This window comes from Aliivibrio sifiae, assembly GCF_002954715.1.
In the GTDB taxonomy this organism is placed as follows: domain Bacteria; phylum Pseudomonadota; class Gammaproteobacteria; order Enterobacterales; family Vibrionaceae; genus Aliivibrio; species Aliivibrio sifiae.
The window spans coordinates 426,120-444,809 of sequence record NZ_MSCP01000001.1; the positions used below are offsets into that span (position 1 = coordinate 426,120).

At 40.3% G+C, this 18,690-nt stretch carries 21 protein-coding genes; all 21 read left to right on the forward strand.

The genetic code is table 11. From position 1 onward, the window contains the following. Positions 1-26: 26 nt before the first annotated feature. The 21 genes from flhF (at position 27) to BTO23_RS01995 (ending at position 18,656) form a co-directional block, all read left to right on the forward strand. Positions 27-1,511, forward strand: coding sequence for a flagellar biosynthesis GTPase FlhF (gene flhF, locus BTO23_RS01895; RefSeq protein ID WP_060991549.1), 1,485 nt, complete (start codon positions 27-29; stop codon positions 1,509-1,511). Next, positions 1,508-2,398 (forward strand): MinD/ParA family protein, encoded by an 891-nt coding sequence (locus tag BTO23_RS01900; RefSeq protein ID WP_105062861.1) that lies wholly within the window; start codon positions 1,508-1,510, stop codon positions 2,396-2,398. The genes flhF and BTO23_RS01900 overlap by 4 nt, the downstream gene beginning before the upstream one ends. Further along, positions 2,391-3,122 (forward strand): RNA polymerase sigma factor FliA, encoded by a 732-nt coding sequence (locus BTO23_RS01905; protein WP_060991547.1) that lies wholly within the window; start codon positions 2,391-2,393, stop codon positions 3,120-3,122. The genes BTO23_RS01900 and BTO23_RS01905 overlap by 8 nt, the downstream gene beginning before the upstream one ends. 48 nt (positions 3,123-3,170) lie before the next feature. Continuing rightward, on the forward strand, positions 3,171-3,539 hold the full coding sequence (gene cheY, locus BTO23_RS01910; protein WP_011262352.1) for a chemotaxis response regulator CheY: 369 nt from the start codon (positions 3,171-3,173) through the stop codon (positions 3,537-3,539). A gap of 33 nt (positions 3,540-3,572) precedes the next feature. Then, complete coding sequence (locus tag BTO23_RS01915; RefSeq protein ID WP_060991546.1) at positions 3,573-4,289, forward strand: protein phosphatase CheZ; 717 nt, start codon at positions 3,573-3,575, stop codon at positions 4,287-4,289. 9 nt (positions 4,290-4,298) lie between these two features. Further along, positions 4,299-6,488 carry a chemotaxis protein CheA gene (locus BTO23_RS01920; protein WP_061002998.1) on the forward strand — a complete coding sequence of 730 codons (2,190 nt, stop codon included), beginning with the start codon at positions 4,299-4,301 and terminating at the stop codon, positions 6,486-6,488. A 15-nt stretch (positions 6,489-6,503) separates the two neighbouring features. Further along, positions 6,504-7,622 carry a protein-glutamate methylesterase/protein-glutamine glutaminase gene (locus tag BTO23_RS01925; protein ID WP_060991544.1) on the forward strand — a complete coding sequence of 373 codons (1,119 nt, stop codon included), beginning with the start codon at positions 6,504-6,506 and terminating at the stop codon, positions 7,620-7,622. Between the two features lie 10 nt (positions 7,623-7,632). Continuing rightward, on the forward strand, positions 7,633-8,400 hold the full coding sequence (locus BTO23_RS01930; RefSeq protein WP_060991543.1) for a ParA family protein: 768 nt from the start codon (positions 7,633-7,635) through the stop codon (positions 8,398-8,400). After that, a complete protein-coding gene (locus tag BTO23_RS01935) occupies positions 8,400-9,497 on the forward strand; it encodes a chemotaxis protein CheW (protein ID WP_061030200.1) in 1,098 nt (365 codons plus the stop codon). The genes BTO23_RS01930 and BTO23_RS01935 overlap by 1 nt, the downstream gene beginning before the upstream one ends. 29 nt (positions 9,498-9,526) lie before the next feature. Beyond that, positions 9,527-10,021 carry a chemotaxis protein CheW gene (locus BTO23_RS01940; protein ID WP_060991541.1) on the forward strand — a complete coding sequence of 165 codons (495 nt, stop codon included), beginning with the start codon at positions 9,527-9,529 and terminating at the stop codon, positions 10,019-10,021. Continuing rightward, positions 10,021-10,482, forward strand: a complete 462-nt coding sequence (locus BTO23_RS01945) for a DUF2802 domain-containing protein (RefSeq protein ID WP_060991540.1) — start codon at positions 10,021-10,023, stop codon at positions 10,480-10,482. Before BTO23_RS01940 ends, BTO23_RS01945 begins: the two co-directional genes overlap by 1 nt. A gap of 286 nt (positions 10,483-10,768) precedes the next feature. Then, the gene (ccmA, locus tag BTO23_RS01950) at positions 10,769-11,383 is read left to right on the forward strand and encodes a cytochrome c biogenesis heme-transporting ATPase CcmA (RefSeq protein WP_060991539.1); all 615 of its coding nucleotides are present in this window, start codon (positions 10,769-10,771) and stop codon (positions 11,381-11,383) included. Beyond that, positions 11,384-12,052: a heme exporter protein CcmB gene (gene ccmB / locus BTO23_RS01955; RefSeq protein ID WP_060991538.1), complete on the forward strand. Its 669-nt coding sequence runs from the start codon at positions 11,384-11,386 to the stop codon at positions 12,050-12,052. Between the two features lie 42 nt (positions 12,053-12,094). Next, positions 12,095-12,841, forward strand: a complete 747-nt coding sequence (locus tag BTO23_RS01960) for a heme ABC transporter permease (RefSeq protein WP_061030199.1) — start codon at positions 12,095-12,097, stop codon at positions 12,839-12,841. Beyond that, the gene (ccmD, locus tag BTO23_RS01965; protein ID WP_061002989.1) at positions 12,841-13,047 is read left to right on the forward strand and encodes a heme exporter protein CcmD; all 207 of its coding nucleotides are present in this window, start codon (positions 12,841-12,843) and stop codon (positions 13,045-13,047) included. The genes BTO23_RS01960 and ccmD overlap by 1 nt, the downstream gene beginning before the upstream one ends. Further along, positions 13,044-13,529: a cytochrome c maturation protein CcmE gene (ccmE, locus tag BTO23_RS01970; RefSeq protein ID WP_060991535.1), complete on the forward strand. Its 486-nt coding sequence runs from the start codon at positions 13,044-13,046 to the stop codon at positions 13,527-13,529. Before ccmD ends, ccmE begins: the two co-directional genes overlap by 4 nt. Next, positions 13,526-15,484: a heme lyase CcmF/NrfE family subunit gene (locus tag BTO23_RS01975; RefSeq protein ID WP_061002987.1), complete on the forward strand. Its 1,959-nt coding sequence runs from the start codon at positions 13,526-13,528 to the stop codon at positions 15,482-15,484. The genes ccmE and BTO23_RS01975 overlap by 4 nt, the downstream gene beginning before the upstream one ends. Positions 15,485-15,487: 3 nt before the next feature. Beyond that, on the forward strand, positions 15,488-16,039 hold the full coding sequence (locus BTO23_RS01980) for a DsbE family thiol:disulfide interchange protein (RefSeq protein ID WP_060991533.1): 552 nt from the start codon (positions 15,488-15,490) through the stop codon (positions 16,037-16,039). Further along, positions 16,039-16,554, forward strand: coding sequence for a cytochrome c-type biogenesis protein (locus BTO23_RS01985; RefSeq protein ID WP_060991532.1), 516 nt, complete (start codon positions 16,039-16,041; stop codon positions 16,552-16,554). Before BTO23_RS01980 ends, BTO23_RS01985 begins: the two co-directional genes overlap by 1 nt. Beyond that, positions 16,551-17,765: a c-type cytochrome biogenesis protein CcmI gene (gene ccmI, locus BTO23_RS01990; protein ID WP_060991531.1), complete on the forward strand. Its 1,215-nt coding sequence runs from the start codon at positions 16,551-16,553 to the stop codon at positions 17,763-17,765. Before BTO23_RS01985 ends, ccmI begins: the two co-directional genes overlap by 4 nt. Before the next feature lie 105 nt (positions 17,766-17,870). Beyond that, positions 17,871-18,656 (forward strand): MlaA family lipoprotein, encoded by a 786-nt coding sequence (locus tag BTO23_RS01995; protein WP_061002985.1) that lies wholly within the window; start codon positions 17,871-17,873, stop codon positions 18,654-18,656. Positions 18,657-18,690: the final 34 nt, after the last annotated feature.

Genomic DNA, 18,690 nt, shown 5'->3' on the forward strand with positions numbered 1-18,690 from the left:
ACTTAATTTAGCGCAGGAATACGATATTGAAAATTAAACGATTTTTTGCAAAAGACATGCGTTCAGCTCTAGTTCAAGTAAAAGAAGAACTAGGGGTTGATGCTGTCATTATGTCAAATAAAAAAGTAACCGGTGGTATTGAGATCGTTGCAGCTATTGACCCTAACTCTCAACAGGGTTCATTTCCTACGCCTGCATCTCGCCAAATTGAAGAAGATAAAGTAAGCGTTGGAAAGGGTTCAATGACTCGACGCTTTGCTAACATGATCAAACAATATGGTTCTAATAGCGGTTCGGCTGCTCAAGAACCAGAACCGGTTAAAGCAGAAAGAGAAGAAGACAGTTTAGCGGCATTACTAAAACGCCAATCTAAGTTTCAAGGGCAGCCGTCAAACTCTTATCAATCAATGAAGTCTCAAGCTCCTAAGCTTGATACATCAGAAATGACTCGTGCGATTCAAAGTAATCCTAATTTAGCGCACCTTATTTCTGATGATCCAATGAGACAACAAAGTAAGCCTGCACAGCCTAGATTAGATCCTTCTCGTTATGAGAAAGGAAGACGTTCAACGCAAGATTCTAATGAAGATTTAGAGAATATGCGTTCAGAAATGTCGTCTATTCGTCGTTTATTAGAACATCAAGTTTCTGGCTTAATGTGGCAAGAAGTTGAGCGACGTGAGCCATTACGTGCAATGTTGATTAAACGTTTAGAAAAAATGGGTTTATCGGCAGAGCTTGCTGACCAATTGGCGTGTTATATCCCAGAAGATACAGAACCAAAAGATGCATGGTCAGCACTACTTAAATTACTAGCAGAACAAATCCCAACAGCGAAAGTAGATACATTATCGCGTGGTGGTATTGTTGCATTGCTTGGTCCAACAGGCGTAGGTAAAACAACAACTATTGCCAAACTAGCTGCACGTGCAGCAATGGAATATGGACCAGATCAAGTTGCGCTAGTAACGACAGATACCTTCCGAATTGGTGCACAGGAGCAACTGGCTATCTATGGTCGTATCATGGGCTGTCCTGTACGTATTGCGAAAGATGCTGATGAGTTGGCTTCAGTATTATATCAATTGCGTAATCGTCGTTTGGTCCTTGTTGATACTGCGGGAATGGGTCAACGTGATATTCGATTAACAGAGCAGCTTGACACACTAATGGAAAATAGTGGTTCACAAATCAGCAGCTACTTGGTAATGCCAGCAACGGCACAGCGAAGAGTATTACAAGAAACCATTGATCACTTCAAACGTATCCCATTATCTGGATGTATTTTGAGTAAGATCGATGAATCGTTAAGTTTAGGTGAGTTAATCAGTGTGACAATTGAAAATGGATTGCCAATAGCCTATATAGCAAATGGACAGCGAGTACCTGAAGACATTGTACTGGCTCAACCAAAATACTTAGTAGCAAAAGCAAACGAATTACTAGAAAAAACGACGGAAAAGGACCCTCATTTCTGGAATAGCGACATGCCAGAGGCAGACAACTTATGATTGATAATAATATATACGATCAGGCTAGTGGATTACGACGACTGACCAAACCTACGTTGACCAAAGTGGTTGCCGTGACGGGTGGTAAAGGCGGCGTGGGTAAAACAAACGTAACATTGAATTTAGCATTATCACTTGCTCAACAAGGAAAGAAAGTGATGGTGTTAGATGGCGATCTCGGCTTAGCAAATATAGATATCATGCTTGGCATTCGAACGCATAAAAACCTAGGGCACGTTCTTGATGGAGAATGCGAATTAGCAGACATCATCGTAGAAGGTCCTTATGGGGTAAAATTAATTCCAGCGACATCGGGTTCTAAATCGATGGCGGAGTTAAGCTCTGCACAGCACGCAGGATTAATACGAGCTTTCAGTAGCTTAGAAGATGATATCGATGTACTTCTTATTGATACTGCAGCAGGTATTTCTGACATGGTGACGAGTTTTTCTCGTGCTGCTCAAGATGTACTTGTTGTTGTTTGTGATGAACCAACATCAATAACAGATGCATACGCTTTAATAAAATTATTAAGTCGTGAGCATAACGTTCAACGTTTTAAAATTGTTGCTAACATGGTGAGAAGCTACCGTGAAGGTCGTGAATTATTTGCTAAATTAACGTTAGTAACTGACCGTTTTTTATCTGCAAATATGGAATTGGTAGCTTGTATTCCATTAGATGAAAAAGTGCGTTTATCTGTTAGAAAACAAAAAGTAGTTGTTGATGCTTATCCTCGTTCTCCTGCAGCGTTAGCGATGAAATCATTAGCGAATAAAGTAGTGACTTGGCCTGTACCTAAAGCGCCAAGTGGTCACTTGGAATTCTTCGTAGAAAAGTTATTACGAGGAGATAAAGCAAGTGAAGTTGAGGACGATTATGTCTGATGGGCTAACTTACGATCATAAAGGCAACGTAAACAGTCAGAAAGCGTTTTTAGAGCGCTATTCTGATTTAGTGAAACGAATTGCTCACCATTTAATGGCAAGATTACCTGCAAGTGTGCTAGTTGATGATCTTATTCAGTCTGGCATGATCGGTCTGTTAGAAGCTCAACAGAATTACGATGGCAGTAAAGGCGCAAGTTTTGAAACTTACGCTGGGATCCGAATTCGCGGTTCGATGCTGGATGAAATCCGACGTGGTGATTGGGTTCCTCGCTCTGTTCATAAAAACAGTCGTATGATTAATTCTGCAATTAAAGCACTTGAGGCTAAACTTTCTCGTGAACCGGTCGATAAAGAGATAGCAGAATATTTAGAATTACCGTTAGATCAATATTATCAGATACTTAATGATGTAAATTGCGGTAAACTAGTCGGTATGGAAGATTTAGGCGTTTCTGATGATGTGATTACAACAGAAGAGCACGCTGACGATAATATTCCATTTCAAGGTGTTGCCGATGAACACTTTAGAGTCGCTCTTGTGGAAGCGATTAAAACGCTTCCTGAACGAGAAGCTCTGGTTTTATCTCTTTATTATGATGAAGAGTTAAACCTTAAAGAAATTGGTGCGGTTATTGGTGTCAGCGAATCTCGTGTCAGCCAAATTCACAGCCAATCAATGCAACGACTACGGGCCAAGTTATCAACTTGGACAGTAGAATAATTAAATCCCGTTACTTTGCCCTCACTGGAGGCGATTTTGAATAAAAACATGAAGATCCTTATTGTTGACGATTTCTCAACAATGCGCCGTATTGTAAAAAACTTATTACGTGACCTAGGTTTTAATAACACCCAAGAAGCGGATGATGGTTTAACAGCGTTACCACTGCTTAAAAAAGGCGGTTTTGACTTTGTTGTAACCGATTGGAACATGCCGGGTATGCAAGGGATCGACTTGCTAAAAACGATTCGTGCCGATGACGAATTAAAACATTTACCAGTATTAATGATCACTGCAGAAGCAAAACGTGAGCAAATCATTGAAGCCGCTCAAGCTGGTGTTAATGGCTATATTGTTAAGCCATTTACGGCTGCAACATTAAAAGAAAAATTAGACAAAATTTTTGAACGTTTATAAGTAAATGTTGCGCGGTGAAGGATTAGCAATAAGATGATTTCATTAACTGATGCCAAAGAGCTTGTTGCTTTATTAGAAGCAGGCAAGCAAGAAGAAGCGGATCAAATCGTCGCTTCATTAGCGGTTGCTAGCGAACCTCCAATGCTTCAAGAAATTGGTTCTTTAACTCGTGATCTTCATGAGTCATTAAAGAACTTCAAGCTTGATCATCGAGTTGTCGCTATTGCTAATGATGAGATCCCTGATGCACGTGATCGTTTGCAATATGTGATTGATAAGACTGAAATGGCAGCCAATAAAACAATGGATGCTGTTGACCGTTCATTTCCTATTGCTGACGAGTTGCATGAGGGACTACTTCAAGTACGTCCTCAATGGAACAGCTTAATGAAAGGCAGAATTGAGCTTACTCAATTTAAAGCGTTATGCCACAACATTGATGGTCTACTTACTCAAGTTGAAGGGAACAGTTCAGAACTACGTAATGAGCTGACTAACATCTTGATGGCGCAAGATTTTCAAGACCTTACCGGTCAAATTATTAAACGAGTAATTACGTTAGTTCAAGAAGTTGAAGACCGATTGGTTGATATTTTGACTTTGTTTAAAGTAGAAGAGCGACTTGGTGAACAAGACGAACTTGATAAACCTTCCCAAGCTGAAGGTCCTATTTTAAACCCACATGAACGTGAAGATGCAGTTGCATCTCAAGATGACGTTGATGACCTATTAGCCAGTCTAGGATTTTAGAGGAATATTATGAGCTTTGAAATGGATGAAGACATCCTGCAAGATTTCTTAATTGAAGCAGGAGAAATTCTTGAGCTACTTTCTGAACAATTAGTTGAATTAGAACAACGTCCTGACGATTCTGATTTATTAAATGCTATTTTCCGTGGTTTCCATACTGTAAAAGGGGGCGCAGGCTTCCTTTCATTAACAGAACTGGTTGATGCGTGTCATGGTGCTGAAAATGTGTTCGATATTCTTAGAACCGGTAAACGTAAAGTTACCTCTGAGTTAATGGATACTATTTTAGAAACGCTTGATAGTGTAAATGTAATGTTCAGCGCGGTTCAAAATGGCGAAGCAGTTGAACCTGCTGAACAACGCTTATTGGATCTGCTTCATCATTTAAGCAAACCAGCAACTGAAGATGAAATTGCAGCAGCAACAACAGAAGTTGCGGCTCCAGTCGTTGAAGCTGTTATTCCTCAAGAACCTGTTGTTGAAAGCAATATACATGATTCAGTGGACGATATTACTGAAGATGAATTTGAAAAATTATTAGATGAATTGCACGGCAAAGGTGCAGCTCCATCAAGTACTTCTTCAGCTCCAGCACCAAAAGCACCTGTGACTCCAGTAATGGATACCGCTGCTGATGGAGACATTACAGATGATGAGTTTGAACGCTTACTGGATGAACTTCATGGCTCAGGTCAAAGCCCAAGCAACTCAACAGCAGCTTCGGCACCAGTGACACCAAGTGCTAATACTAAATCTGTTGATGAAGTATTAGCGGGTGACTCTGATCTTATGAGTGATGACGAGTTTGAAAAACTATTAGATCAACTGCATGGTTCAGGTAAAGGACCAACAGATGAAGAACTTGATCAAGCCGTAAAACCAGCTGCTACAATGGCTCCGGCGACGCCTGCACCAGTAGTGCAAGAAGCGCCAACACGAACAACAGCTCCTGCACCAACAAGAACTCAAGCACCAGAAGCAAAGCCTGTAGCAAAAGCACCAGCTAAACCACAGTCTAAGCCTCAAGCGGAAAGCACAGTTCGTGTTGATACATCAACGCTTGATAACATCATGAACATGGTGGGTGAGCTAGTTCTTGTTCGTAACCGTTTAGTAAGTCTAGGTTTGAATAGCAATGACGAAGAAATGTCAAAAGCGGTTTCAAATCTTGATGTCGTTACTGCAGATATTCAAGGCGCAGTAATGAAAACTCGTATGCAACCGATCAAGAAAGTGTTTGGTCGTTTCCCACGAGTGGTACGTGATTTAGCTCGTACACTGAAAAAAGACATCGTGCTAGAAATGCGCGGTGAAGAAACAGATTTAGATAAAAACTTGGTTGAAGCGCTTGCCGATCCATTGATTCACTTAGTGCGAAACTCTGTGGACCATGGTATTGAAATGCCGGATGTTCGAGCAAAAACAGGTAAAGATCGCACAGGTAAAGTTATCTTGTCGGCTTCTCAAGAAGGTGACCATATTCTACTAAGCATCATCGATGATGGTGGCGGTATGGATGCAGATAAACTTCGTGGTATTGCCGTTACTCGTGGCTTGATGGACAGTGATGCAGCGTCTCGTTTAACCAATAAAGAATGTTATAACCTTATTTTTGCACCTGGTTTCTCAACCAAAACTGAAATCTCAGATATTTCAGGTCGTGGTGTAGGTATGGACGTAGTGAAAACTGCGATCAACCAATTAAATGGTTCAATCGACATCGATTCAAGCATGGGTGAAGGCACAAAAATTGTTATCAAAGTGCCACTGACGTTAGCAATACTTCCAACCTTAATGGTCGGCGTAGCTAATCAACCTTTTGCATTGCCATTAGCAAGCGTTAATGAAATCTTCCACCTTGATTTGTCTAAGACAAACATGGTTGATGGTCAATTAACCACAATTGTGCGTGAAAAATCGATCCCACTTTTCTTCTTACAAGATTGGTTAGTTCCTGGTTCTCGTCAAACAGAACGTAAAGGATTAGGCCATGTTGTTATTATTCAATTAGGTGCACAACGAGTTGGTTTTGTTGTGGATACATTGATTGGTCAAGAAGAAGTAGTTATTAAGCCGCTTGATGAATTATTGCAAGGCACGCCAGGAATGGCAGGTGCAACCATTACTTCTGATGGTCATATTGCATTGATCCTTGATGTTCCAAATTTGCTTAAGCGTTACGCTGTTCGCATGCGTTAATGCACAAGGATAGACATGGCAATAAAAGTATTAGTTGTAGATGATTCTAGTTTTTTTCGTCGCAGAGTAAGTGAAATCATTAACGCAGATCCTCGTCTTGAAGTTATCGACGTTGCAGTTAATGGTAAAGAAGCGGTAGAAAAAGCAAAATTATTAAAACCAGATGTCATTACTATGGATATTGAGATGCCTGTCATGGACGGTATCTCAGCAGTAAGAGAAATCATGAAGGCTTGCCCAACGCCAACCTTAATGTTTTCTTCTCTTACCCATGATGGCGCAAAAGCAACATTGGATGCATTAGACGCAGGTGCTTTGGATTTTTTACCTAAGAAATTTGAAGATATTGCTCGTAATAGAGACGAAGCCGTTAGTTTATTGCAAAAACGTATTGCTGAAATTGCTCGTAAGAAATTGTTTATGCGTCGTCCATCTGTGGCAACGCAAACAACAATTTCAGCAGCTCGTCCAACGGTTCGAGCTACGGCATCAGCAGTAGCGCCAGCTAAAAGTGCTCCTGTTGCACCAATAGCACAGCGCTTTAAGGCAACCGGTAAAAAATATCAGTTAACTGCAATTGGGACTTCAACGGGAGGTCCTGTTGCATTACAAAAGATATTAACGGCAATTCCTGCTAATTACCCACATCCGATTATTTTAGTTCAGCATATGCCTGCGACATTTACTGCAGCGTTTGCGGCTCGTTTAAATAATTTGTGCAAGATCCAAGTGAAAGAAGCAGAGGATGGTGATGTATTGAAGCCAGGCTGTGCGTATCTTGCTCCGGGTGGTTTGCAAATGATGATTGATGGTCGTCCAGGAGCTTCACGTTTGAAGATCTTAGATGGTGGCGAACGCATGAATTATAAGCCTTGTGTCGATGTGACTTTTGGTTCAGCTGCAAAAGTATATGGCGATAAAGTACTTTCAATGATCTTAACTGGCATGGGTGCTGATGGCCGTGAAGGCTGTCGTATGCTTAAAGCTGCTGGAGCAACCATTTGGTCTCAAGATGAGCAAAGTTGTGTTGTTTATGGCATGCCTCAAGCGATTGATAAAGCAGGCCTATCATCAGAAAGTTTACCTCTTGAGCGTGTTGCAGAAAGAATTCTGATCGAAGTTGGATTGAAGTAGGAAAATACGAATGATTGTCTGGAGCATAGCGAACCAGAAAGGCGGCGTCGGTAAAACAACCACAACAATCACGCTCGCTGGTTTATTAAATCAGCGCGGTAAGCGTGTGCTAATGGTTGATACTGATCCTCATGGTTCTTTAACAACCTATCTGGGGTATGACTCAGACAATTTGCCGTGTAGCTTATTTGAATTATTTCAACTGCCTACGCTAAATAAAGCAACGGTAACGCCGTTTGTTTTAAAAAGTGATATCCCAGGGTTGGATATTATTCCTGCTCACATGTCTCTTGCGACACTTGATCGTGTTATGGGAAATCGTAATGGGATGGGGCTAGTATTAAAGCGAGCATTGAAAGCGTTAGAAGGTGACTATGATTACGTATTAATTGATTGCCCTCCTATTTTAGGAGTCATGATGGTTAATGCGTTAGCAGCAAGCACGCGAATCCTTATTCCAGTACAGACCGAATTCTTGGCTATGAAAGGCTTAGAAAGAATGATGAGAACACTTAATATTATGCAGAGAAATAAACCCTCTTTGTTTGATGTAACCATCATTCCGACCATGTACGACAAACGAACAAATGCTTCATTACAAACATTAATGGAGCTGAAATCGACGTATTCTGATCAGGTATGGGCATCAGCCGTTCCTATTGATACTAAGTTTAGAGACGCAAGTTTGAAAAGAATGCCACCTTCATTTGTTTCCCCAAATAGCCGTGGTGTTTTTGCTTATAAAACATTATTGAATTATTTAGAGAGATTAGCTTAATGGCTAATTTTAAAACATTTACCAGTGAAGAAGCACTTGATGACTATTTTTCATCACTGTTAGATGAAGAGAGCATAGAGCTTGACTCTAAGCCTGAAGACATCATTCTGCCAGAGCCAGAGCCAGAGCCAGAGCCAGAGCCAGAGCCAGAGCCAGAGCCAGAAATTACTTGGCATTCAAGTTCTGTCACTGTTGAAGCGCCAGAACCACAATACCAACCACAATTTTCAGCAAGTGTGGATGACGATGATGATTATCCGTTTGAATTACCTCAATTAGAGGATGTTCAACGTTTATTGAGTCAACTAGAAAGTTCTCAGCTTGAAGCTCAAATAGAGATAGATGCATTAATATTAGAGGATGCAGAGTTCAACGTTAATATTGAACCTACCCCAGTATTAGTAGCAGAAGAAACTAAGAGTGAGGGTGAAGACGTATCAGAAGAAGACCTTGACCTATCTGCATGGGATTTGTCAGATAAACTCACTGTAACGCCTTCTTCTGAAGCTGTTATTGACGACACTCAACCGGTTGAAAATAGTCTTGATGCAATTGATGAAAATCAAGATGACAAGACAGAATCTCAATTAGAAATCAAAGCAGGTAAAGCACCTCCGCCAAGTGGTTTAGATTGGGAAAACGTTGAACATGATAACGAATTTCAGGTTCTATTTTTTGAAGTGATGGGAGTGACTTTTGCCGTTCCATTAGCTCAATTAGGTGGCATTCATCAAATTACAGAATTGAGTCACTTAATTGGTCGTCCTGATTGGTATCTTGGCTTGCAAAATAGCCGAGAAACTAAAATCGATGCGCTTGATACCGCTAAGTGGGTGATGCCACAAAGTATCAAAGACGACAGTTACAAAGAAGATTACCAATATCTCGTTATGCTTGGAGAAAGCAAATGGGGTTTAGCGTGTAATGCGTTAGCTGGAACTGAAACCATCACTAGCGATCGAATTCGTTGGCGTGAAACCGCTGGAAAGCGACCATGGTTATCAGGAATGGTAAAAGAGAAGATGTGTGCCTTGATTCACGTTGAGGCGATGATTACGATGCTTAATGCCGGTCTCGACATTAAGGGAATAGAGTAAGATAACTCTAAAGAGGACGAGGAAAGAAGATGTCTCAGATTAATGAAGTAGAGATCCGTAAAGATCAAGTTAATGATGAAGTATTACAGTGGGTAACGTTTCAACTAGAAGAAGAAACTTACGGCATCAATGTAATGCAAGTACGTGAAGTATTGCGCCATACAGAAATCGCTCCTGTACCAGGAGCTCCAGATTACGTTCTAGGTATCATTAATCTTCGCGGTAACGTAGTAACAGTTATTGATACTCGTTCACGTTTTGGTCTAATGCAAGGTGAGATTACTGATAATACACGTATTATTGTTATTGAATCTGAGCGTCAAGTTATCGGCATCCTTGTTGATAGCGTAGCAGAAGTTGTATACTTACGTTCATCAGAGATTGACACTACGCCAAGTGTTGGTACGGAAGAAAGCGCTAAGTTCATCCAAGGCGTTAGCAACCGTGACGGCAAGTTACTTATCTTGGTAGACCTTAACAAACTTTTGTCTGAAGACGAATGGGATGACATGGCAAGCCTATAATGGTTGATATATTAACTCAGCTCTCAGAGCTATTCGCAGCAACAGCAATGATCTTAGTTCTTGTAGTTTTCTTTATTTTAAACCGCAAAAACAAAAAGTTAGTGGAAGAACTAACGCTAGCTCAAAAACAAAATAAACACCTTCAAGATGAACAACAAAAGCTATATAAGCAGTTTGTTGAATTTCGTACCGGTTCGATTAATTTAGGACAGCAAGTAGCGGAAATGACTCAATTAAGTCAACATTTTGATGACCGTTTAAATGAGCTAGAAAATACAGATGTAGACAGTCGTCTGTATTCGAGAGCCAATAAGTTGGTTCAGTTAGGTGCTGGCATTAATGAATTGATGGAAGAGTGTGAACTGCCAAAAGCAGAAGCCGAGTTAATGATGTCTTTACAGGCAAAAATTGCAGCAGGTAAAGGGTCCATTCCACCATTGCGGTTAGAAGACGAAGATTAATTCTTGTTTTCAATTCCAAAAAATTATTAAGCTCCTCATTTGAGGGGCTTTTTTTATGCCTAAAGAAAAAGTAATTTATGATTAAATTATTAAAATAACCATAAAGTAGTATGCGTTTATCTTTTCAGTAACCATTTGATACCCTTATAGATTATAAGGTATTAAAAAAATGAAACGAAAGGACATACTTATTTACTTATCTATCTAAATAGATTTGTTTTATATCTAAGTTTCATCGTTTTTGCTGTGCTAGAATGCCGATAATATTTTTTAACAATAGACAGTTATGCTAGAAATTCGCAACGTAACCTGTATTCGAGATGAACGCATTTTATTTGAACAGCTCAGTTTTACCATATCTAGTGGTGAGCTAATTCAAATTGAAGGGCAAAATGGTGCAGGTAAAACAACATTACTTCGCATTATTGCAGGGTTAGGTTATGCGGATGAAGGTGATATCTATTGGAATGGCGAATTAACTAAGCAGCATCGAGAAGAGTTTCATTCTGATTTACTTTTTCTTGGACATCATACTGGAGTTAAGCGAGAGTTAACTGCATTTGAGAATTTAGCCTTCTATCAATCAATGCATAATAATTACGATGAACCCGCAATTTGGGATGCATTAGCTCGTGTTGGTTTAGCAGGAAGAGAAGATGTTGCCGCTGGACAGTTATCAGCAGGGCAGCAACGTCGTGTTGCATTGGCTCGATTGTGGTTAAGTAATCACAAATTATGGATTTTAGATGAGCCACTAACCGCGATTGATAAACAGGGCGTGAAAGTGCTTGAGCAATTATTCATGGACCATGCAAAACAAGGCGGTATCGTTTTATTGACCACTCACCAAGATTTATTCACCGACAGTGATGAATTGAAAAAAATTAGGTTAGGTGAGTAGATGCTGACTTCAATGACAACAATTATTCGACGTGAATTATTAATAGCGTTTCGTCGTAAGGCCGATGTTCTTAACCCGTTGTGGTTTTTTATCATCGTTATTACGCTTTTTCCATTAAGTATTGGCCCAGAACCGATGCTTTTAGCACGTATAGCAGCAGGGATTGTGTGGGTTGCCGCACTTTTATCCGCATTGCTTTCTTTAGAACGATTATTCAGAGATGATTTTTCTGATGGGTCATTAGAACAGATGATGCTGATGCCGACACCGTTGTCAGTATTAGTTTTGGCTAAGGTTTTTGCTCATTGGGTGCTAACTGGCTTGCCATTGATCATTATTAGCCCATTGCTTGCTATTTTATTATCTTTGGATTTTGATTCTTGGTTAGCAATTGTTTTAACACTATTACTGGGAACACCAACATTGAGCTTTCTTGGAGCTGTTGGCGTTGCTTTAACTGTAGGATTACAAAAAGGTGGCGTTTTACTAAGCTTATTGATTCTACCTTTATATATCCCGGTTCTAATCTTTGCGACATCAGCGATTGATGCTGCAGGCCTAGGGATGGCTTATAATGGCCAACTAGCTATTTTAGGTGCTCTTTTTATGGGCTCCGCAACATTAACGCCATTTGCAATTAGTTCAGCTTTGCGTGTTAGTGTCCAATAAACATAATTATAATTTTTATATTTGAGTAAGTGAGATAAACCAATGTGGAAATGGCTACATCCTTACGCTAAACCAGAAAAAGCGTATCAATTAAGTACCACACTGTTGCCATGGTTTGCGGTGATTTCGATCATCAGTTTAACCGTAGGAACGATCTGGGGTTTAGCGTTTGCACCGTCTGATTATCAGCAAGGTGACAGCTTTAGAATTATCTATATTCACGTACCTTCTGCCATTTTATCGATGGGTGCCTATATGTCGATGGCAATAGCTGCTTTTATCGGTTTAGTGTGGCAATTAAAACTGTCTGATATGGCTGCTGCTGCAATGGCTCCTATTGGCGCTGTATTTACCTTTATTGCATTATTAACTGGTGCTGTTTGGGGTAAACCAATGTGGGGTGCATGGTGGGTATGGGATGCACGTTTAACCTCTGAGCTTATTCTTCTTTTCTTATACTTAGGTGTAATGGCGCTTTATAGTGCATTTGATGATCAACGCACAGCCGCTCGTGCAGCTGGTATTCTTGCGATTGTAGGGGTAATTAACCTACCAATTATCCATTTCTCAGTGGAGTGGTGGAATACACTTCATCAAGGCGCAAGTATCACTAAATTTGATAAACCTTCCATTTCTTCTGATATGTTGTGGCCTTTATTATTAAATATCATTGGTTTTGCAACTTTCTTTGGTTCTGTGACTCTTATTCGCTTTAGGAATGAAATTTTAGCAAAAGAGAGCCATCGTCCTTGGGTTAGAGCGTTAGTTGAGAAAAAGGGATTATTGTAATGCATTTTGATACATTCAGTGATTTTTTAGCCATGGGCGGTTATGCCGCTTATGTATGGGGCGCATTCGGTGCCACTTTTCTCTCATTATTCTGGATTTTGTTTTCTAGCTTAGGCAAGCGTCGCCAATTGCTAAAAGAGATAGAGCAGAAAATGGCACGAGAAGAACGAATTAAAAAAGCAAAAACTATGGAGAACACACTATGAATCCAAGACGTAAAAAGCGCCTGGGATTGATCCTTGCTCTATTCTTTGGGGTCAGTGCAACGATTGGTTTAATGTTATATGCATTGAATCAAAATATGGACTTATTCTATACACCAACAGAACTTGTTAATGGTAAGCCAGACGGTACTAAACCAGAGGTAGGTCAGCGTCTTCGTATTGGTGGTATGGTTGTCGCGGGTACTGTTAAACGTGATAGCGAGTCTCTTGAAGTGTCATTTAAAGTTGCTGATATTGGTCCTGAAGTGACGGTTATTTATAACGGCATTCTTCCTGATTTATTCCGTGAAGGCCAAGGTATTGTTGCACAAGGTGTTCTTGTTGATGCAACCACAGTAAAGGCTCACGAAGTATTAGCTAAGCATGATGAAGAGTACATGCCACCTGAAATTGCAGAAGCAATGAAGAAAACGCATGAACCACTTCAATACACAGAACAACAAAAACAAGGAACAGGTCAATGATCGCAGAACTCGGTCATTTTGCCTTAATTGCTTCTTTAGGACTTTCGATCCTACTGAGTATATTGCCTATGTACGGTGCAAGCCGTGGCAATAAAGCATTAATGCAAAGTGCAAGACCATTGTCGTGGGGTATGTTCTTACTCCTCAGCTTATCATTCGGAATTTTAATGTGGGCGTTCTACATTAATGATTTCACCTTGCAATACGTAGCAAGTAACTCAAACAGTTTACTTCCTTGGTATTACCGTTTAACCGCAGTTTGGGGGGCTCATGAAGGCTCACTATTACTTTGGGTTCTGATCCAGGCTGGTTGGACTGTAGCCGTTGCAACATTCAGTCGCGGTATGCCACAAGAATCTGTTGCGCGTGTATTGGCTGTGATGGGGTGGATTAATGTCGGTTTCTTACTGTTCATAATTCTTACATCAAACCCATTCCTACGTACTCTTCCATTCTTCCCTATTGATGGTCGTGACTTAAATCCGCTTCTGCAAGATCCGGGTCTAATCATTCACCCACCAATGCTATACATGGGTTATGTTGGTTTCTCGGTTGCTTTCTCTTTCGCTATTGCCTCATTAATGGCTGGTCGTTTAGATACGGCTTGGGCTCGTTGGTCTCGTCCTTGGACAATCGCCGCATGGTCATTCCTAACAGTGGGTATCTCTCTAGGGTCATGGTGGGCGTATTATGAACTTGGCTGGGGTGGCTGGTGGTTCTGGGATCCAGTAGAAAACGCATCGTTTATGCCTTGGCTTGCTGGTACAGCATTAATGCACTCACTGGCAGTAACAGAGAAACGTGGTACGTTTAAAGCGTGGACGGTATTACTTGCTATTTTAGCCTTCTCATTAAGTTTATTAGGCACATTCCTTGTACGTTCAGGCATCTTAGTATCGGTTCACGCCTTTGCTTCAGACCCTGCTCGAGGTATGTTTATTCTTGGTTTCTTGGTGATGGTAATCGGTGGTTCACTACTGCTGTTTGCACTGAGAGGTGCATCTGTACGAGTTCGTGGTAATTTCTCACTGTTTTCTCGTGAAAATGCACTATTAGCTAACAACACTTTATTAATGACAGCATTAGTTGTTGTGCTTGTTGGTACATTGCTACCGCTTGTTCATAAACAGCTTGGTTTGGGCTCCGTCTCCATTGGTGCACCATTCTTTGATATGTTGTTTGCATGGTTAATGATCCCGTTTGCTTTCTTAATGGGTATCGGTCCTCTGATCCGTTGGAAGCGTGATAATTTAAGTCATTTAGCAAAACGCATGATAATTACTGGTGCGATTACAATCCCACTAGCTGCAATCTTCATGGTAATCTTTGCTGATAGATTCCAATTCATGCCATACCTTGGCTGGATGATGTCTATTTGGATCGTGATCTTACATGGTTTTGAATTGTACGAACGTGCAACTCACCGTCACTCATTTTCTGTTGGTTTAACAAAACTAGGTCGTAGCCACTGGGCAATGATGTTCGCGCACATTGGTCTAGCTGTTACTATCATTGGTATTGCCATGGTACAAAACTACAGCATCGAAAAAGATGTTCGTTTAGCACCGGGTGAGCACATTGAAATGAACGGTTATCAGTTCTACTTTGCTGGTGTTCGTGACACTGATGGCCCTAACTATGATGGTTACACCGCTGATTTTGATATTACGTTAGATGGTAAAGCTGTTAATACGCTTCATGCTGAAAAACGTTTCTATGAAACAGCAGGCTCAATGATGACAGAGGCAGCGATTGATCGCGGCTTTACTCGTGATTTATACATCGCAATGGGTGAGCGTCTGGATGATAACCGTTCATGGGCAGTACGCATTTACTACAAACCATTTGTACGTTGGATCTGGGCTGGTTCACTATTTATGGCGATTGGCGGGATGTTAGCTTTATTTGATAAGCGCTACCGTTTCCGTAAAACAGCAAAAAAACAGGAAGCTTAAATTATGAATAAGAACTTTTTATTTGCACCCTTAGCTCTGTTTTTAATTTTGGTTGCTGTGTTTGCTACCCAGTTAACACGCAACTCAAATGGTGATGACCCGACGAAGCTTGAATCAGTCTTAGTTGGTAAACACGTACCAGAGTTCCGTTTAGAAGATTTAGCTGAAGAAGGTAAACTGTACGATCAAAGCATTTTTAAAGGTGAGCCTTTACTGCTAAATGTTTGGGCGACTTGGTGTCCAACATGTTATGCCGAACATCAATACCTAAATACCCTTGCTACTGAAGGTGTTAAAATTATAGGTATGAACTACAAAGATGAGCGAGCAGGTGCAATTCAATGGCTAAAAGAGCTTGGTAATCCCTACTTAATCACTTTGTTTGATGGTGACGGTATGCTTGGTATGGATTTAGGCGTGTATGGCGCTCCTGAAACTTTTTTAATTGATAGCAATGGCATTGTTCGCTACCGCCACGTTGGTGATGTGAACGATCGCAATTGGAATGAAGTATTAAAGCCAATGTATGATCAACTTGTTGAGGAGGCTAAATAATGAATAGTCGCTTACGCAAATGGAGTCTTCGTAGTTTTGCTGCTGTCGCATTGAGTTTATTTGCGGCGCAAGCAAGTTACGCAACCATTGACTTATATAAGTTTGATTCACCAGAACAAGAACAGCAATTTAAAGAATTAGGACAAACGCTGCGTTGCCCTAAATGTCAGAACAATAACATTGCTGATTCAAGTGCAGAGCTAGCTCAGGACATGCGCCATAAAGTGTATGAAATGACTAAAGCTGGAAAAACTGATGAACAAATTGTTGCTTATATGATTGATCGTTATGGGAATTTTGTAACTTACGATCCACCATTAACAGCAGGCACATTAATCTTGTGGTTAGGTCCATTAGGTGTACTTGTGTTTGGCTTTGGTTTTATTGTTCTGCGTAGCAAAAAGAATAAAACAACGATAGAAGCAAATTCAGAAGAGTGGGATAACGAACATGAAGAACGTTTGAACGCTCTATTAGATGAGAATAAGAATGAAGATGGGAAGGTAAACAAATGACTTTGTTTTGGATTTCAACCTTAGCCCTAATTTTTGTTGGTGTGGTATTTATCGTTCTTCCTTTATGGAAAGCAAGAGAGCAAGACGATGAAGCGCGCCGAGATGAATTGAATAAAGCTTTCTATAAAGATCGCTTAGCTGAACTGAAAGAAGAAGATGCTGAAGGCTTAGTGAATAACCAAGATGAGTTAATCACAGAGCTAAAGCAATCATTACTTGATGACATTCCAGCGAAAGAGAAAGCAGAGCAAGATAACTTAAATGCACGACTGTTTATCTTACCTTCGGTTATTATCTTTATTGCAATTACTTATGGATTGTACTTTAAGTTTGGCAACATAGATAAAATTGAAAAATGGCAAGAAGTAAGTGCACGCTTACCAGAGTTGTCTAAGCAATTAATGAATCCTGAAGGTGTTTCTCTTAGTGATTCAGAAATGACAAACCTAACATTGGCACTACGTACTAAACTACATAATGAGCCAAAAGATGCGATGGGTTGGTTCTTATTAGGTCGTATTGGAATGTCGAATCGTGATATCGATACTTCTATTGGTGCAATGAAAAAAGCGTATGCATTAGAACCAACGAATGTTGATATCAAGTTAGGTTATGCGCAATCACTTATGCTTTCTGGTGATGATGCAAAAGCAGAACAAGCGAAGAAAATGCTAAAACAAGTGCTTCGTAGTGATGCTACTAATTTACGAGCATTATCGCTATTGGCTTTCAGTGCATTTGAACGCCAAGATTACAAAGAAGCGGTATCTGCTTGGAAAGCAATGCAAATGCTGATTGGTCCTGATGATTCTCGTTATGAAATGTTAACTCGTAGTATTGAGCGTGCTCAATCTAAGATTAATCCTGAAGTAAATTTAGCGAAGCAAGTGCCAATTACAGTGAACTTAGGCAGTAACGTTCAATTGCCTTCTCAAGGCGTTGTTATTGTTTCTATTCATCCTGCAGATGGTTCTCCAATGCCAGTAGCTGCGGCTCGTGTTCCTTTGAGTCGCTTTCCGCTTAAAATCATGATGTCTGATGACAACAATATGATCGAACAGCGTAAATTGTCTGATATGCCAAATTTCATTGTTCGAGCTCGTGTCGATCAAGATGGTAACGTATCAACTAAAGATGGCGATTGGTACGGTGAAAGTACAATAAGCACACTTGGTAAAAATGTATCAGTTGAGATTGATAAGCAATATTAATATATCTTAACAAGTGGCATACTACGGCGGGTAGAGGCATTAAGCTTCTACCCGTTTTTTTATATAAACTATAATAATATTAATAAAGTTAGGCGAAGGTGTGTTGTGCTTAAAAGAATATGGATCTCTTGTTCGTTACTGTTTTTTATTGCTGGGTGTTCTCAAACCCCAGAACAAGAAAATAATGAATTAGAAACAACTGAGGTTGTAGAGGTTGATTATGATGACTCTCATAGTGGTGATCCCCTAGAGAGCTTTAACCGTGTCATGTGGGATCTGAATTACGATATTCTAGACCCTTATTTAGTTCGCCCAGTTTCTGTTGCTTATGTTGATTACACTCCTACGCCAGTCCGTATGGGGGTAGCCAACTTTTTAGCGAATTTAGATGAACCATCGAGCATGATAAACAATATATTCATGGGGAATGGTGAAATGGCAATGGTGCATTTCAACCGATTTTGGTTGAACACGACATTAGGTTTAGTCGGCTTAATTGATATTGCCAGCGCTGCTGAGATACAAAAACCAGACAGTAAATCTTTTGGCGATGCATTAGGTCATTATGGTGTCGGTAATGGTCCTTACTTTATGCTGCCAGGATATGGACCATGGACATTACGAGAGGCAGGAGATTTTGTTGATGGTTTATATATGCCACTCTCTTATTTAAATTTCTGGCAAGGCCTAGGAAAGTGGGGATTAGAGGGAATGGAATCACGAGTTCAGTTAATTTCTCAAGAACCTATGCTAGAAGCATCTCCCGATCCATACGTATTAACACGTGATGTTTATTTACAGCGCCAAGACTTTAAAGCAGAAGTTGAGCCGGAAGTAGATTTAGAAGCAGAAGATGATCTTGATGATTATCTCGATGAAATTGATGAATAAGAACTTGCAGTAGTATCTCAGGTTTCAGGGGCTA

What these genes read in the sequence shown, in the direction of transcription:
- BTO23_RS01900 (WP_105062861.1), top strand. Translation starts at nt 1,508, where the DNA reads ATGATTGATAATAATATATACGATCAGGCTAGTGGATTACGACGACTG.
- BTO23_RS01905 (WP_060991547.1), top strand. Translation starts at nt 2,391, where the DNA reads ATGTCTGATGGGCTAACTTACGATCATAAAGGCAACGTAAACAGTCAG.
- cheY (WP_011262352.1), top strand. Translation starts at nt 3,171, where the DNA reads ATGAAGATCCTTATTGTTGACGATTTCTCAACAATGCGCCGTATTGTA.
- BTO23_RS01915 (WP_060991546.1), top strand. Translation starts at nt 3,573, where the DNA reads ATGATTTCATTAACTGATGCCAAAGAGCTTGTTGCTTTATTAGAAGCA.
- BTO23_RS01920 (WP_061002998.1), top strand. Translation starts at nt 4,299, where the DNA reads ATGAGCTTTGAAATGGATGAAGACATCCTGCAAGATTTCTTAATTGAA.
- BTO23_RS01925 (WP_060991544.1), top strand. Translation starts at nt 6,504, where the DNA reads ATGGCAATAAAAGTATTAGTTGTAGATGATTCTAGTTTTTTTCGTCGC.
- BTO23_RS01930 (WP_060991543.1), top strand. Translation starts at nt 7,633, where the DNA reads ATGATTGTCTGGAGCATAGCGAACCAGAAAGGCGGCGTCGGTAAAACA.
- BTO23_RS01935 (WP_061030200.1), top strand. Translation starts at nt 8,400, where the DNA reads ATGGCTAATTTTAAAACATTTACCAGTGAAGAAGCACTTGATGACTAT.
- BTO23_RS01940 (WP_060991541.1), top strand. Translation starts at nt 9,527, where the DNA reads ATGTCTCAGATTAATGAAGTAGAGATCCGTAAAGATCAAGTTAATGAT.
- BTO23_RS01945 (WP_060991540.1), top strand. Translation starts at nt 10,021, where the DNA reads ATGGTTGATATATTAACTCAGCTCTCAGAGCTATTCGCAGCAACAGCA.
- ccmA (WP_060991539.1), top strand. Translation starts at nt 10,769, where the DNA reads ATGCTAGAAATTCGCAACGTAACCTGTATTCGAGATGAACGCATTTTA.
- ccmB (WP_060991538.1), top strand. Translation starts at nt 11,384, where the DNA reads ATGCTGACTTCAATGACAACAATTATTCGACGTGAATTATTAATAGCG.
- BTO23_RS01960 (WP_061030199.1), top strand. Translation starts at nt 12,095, where the DNA reads ATGTGGAAATGGCTACATCCTTACGCTAAACCAGAAAAAGCGTATCAA.
- ccmD (WP_061002989.1), top strand. Translation starts at nt 12,841, where the DNA reads ATGCATTTTGATACATTCAGTGATTTTTTAGCCATGGGCGGTTATGCC.
- ccmE (WP_060991535.1), top strand. Translation starts at nt 13,044, where the DNA reads ATGAATCCAAGACGTAAAAAGCGCCTGGGATTGATCCTTGCTCTATTC.
- BTO23_RS01975 (WP_061002987.1), top strand. Translation starts at nt 13,526, where the DNA reads ATGATCGCAGAACTCGGTCATTTTGCCTTAATTGCTTCTTTAGGACTT.
- BTO23_RS01980 (WP_060991533.1), top strand. Translation starts at nt 15,488, where the DNA reads ATGAATAAGAACTTTTTATTTGCACCCTTAGCTCTGTTTTTAATTTTG.
- BTO23_RS01985 (WP_060991532.1), top strand. Translation starts at nt 16,039, where the DNA reads ATGAATAGTCGCTTACGCAAATGGAGTCTTCGTAGTTTTGCTGCTGTC.
- ccmI (WP_060991531.1), top strand. Translation starts at nt 16,551, where the DNA reads ATGACTTTGTTTTGGATTTCAACCTTAGCCCTAATTTTTGTTGGTGTG.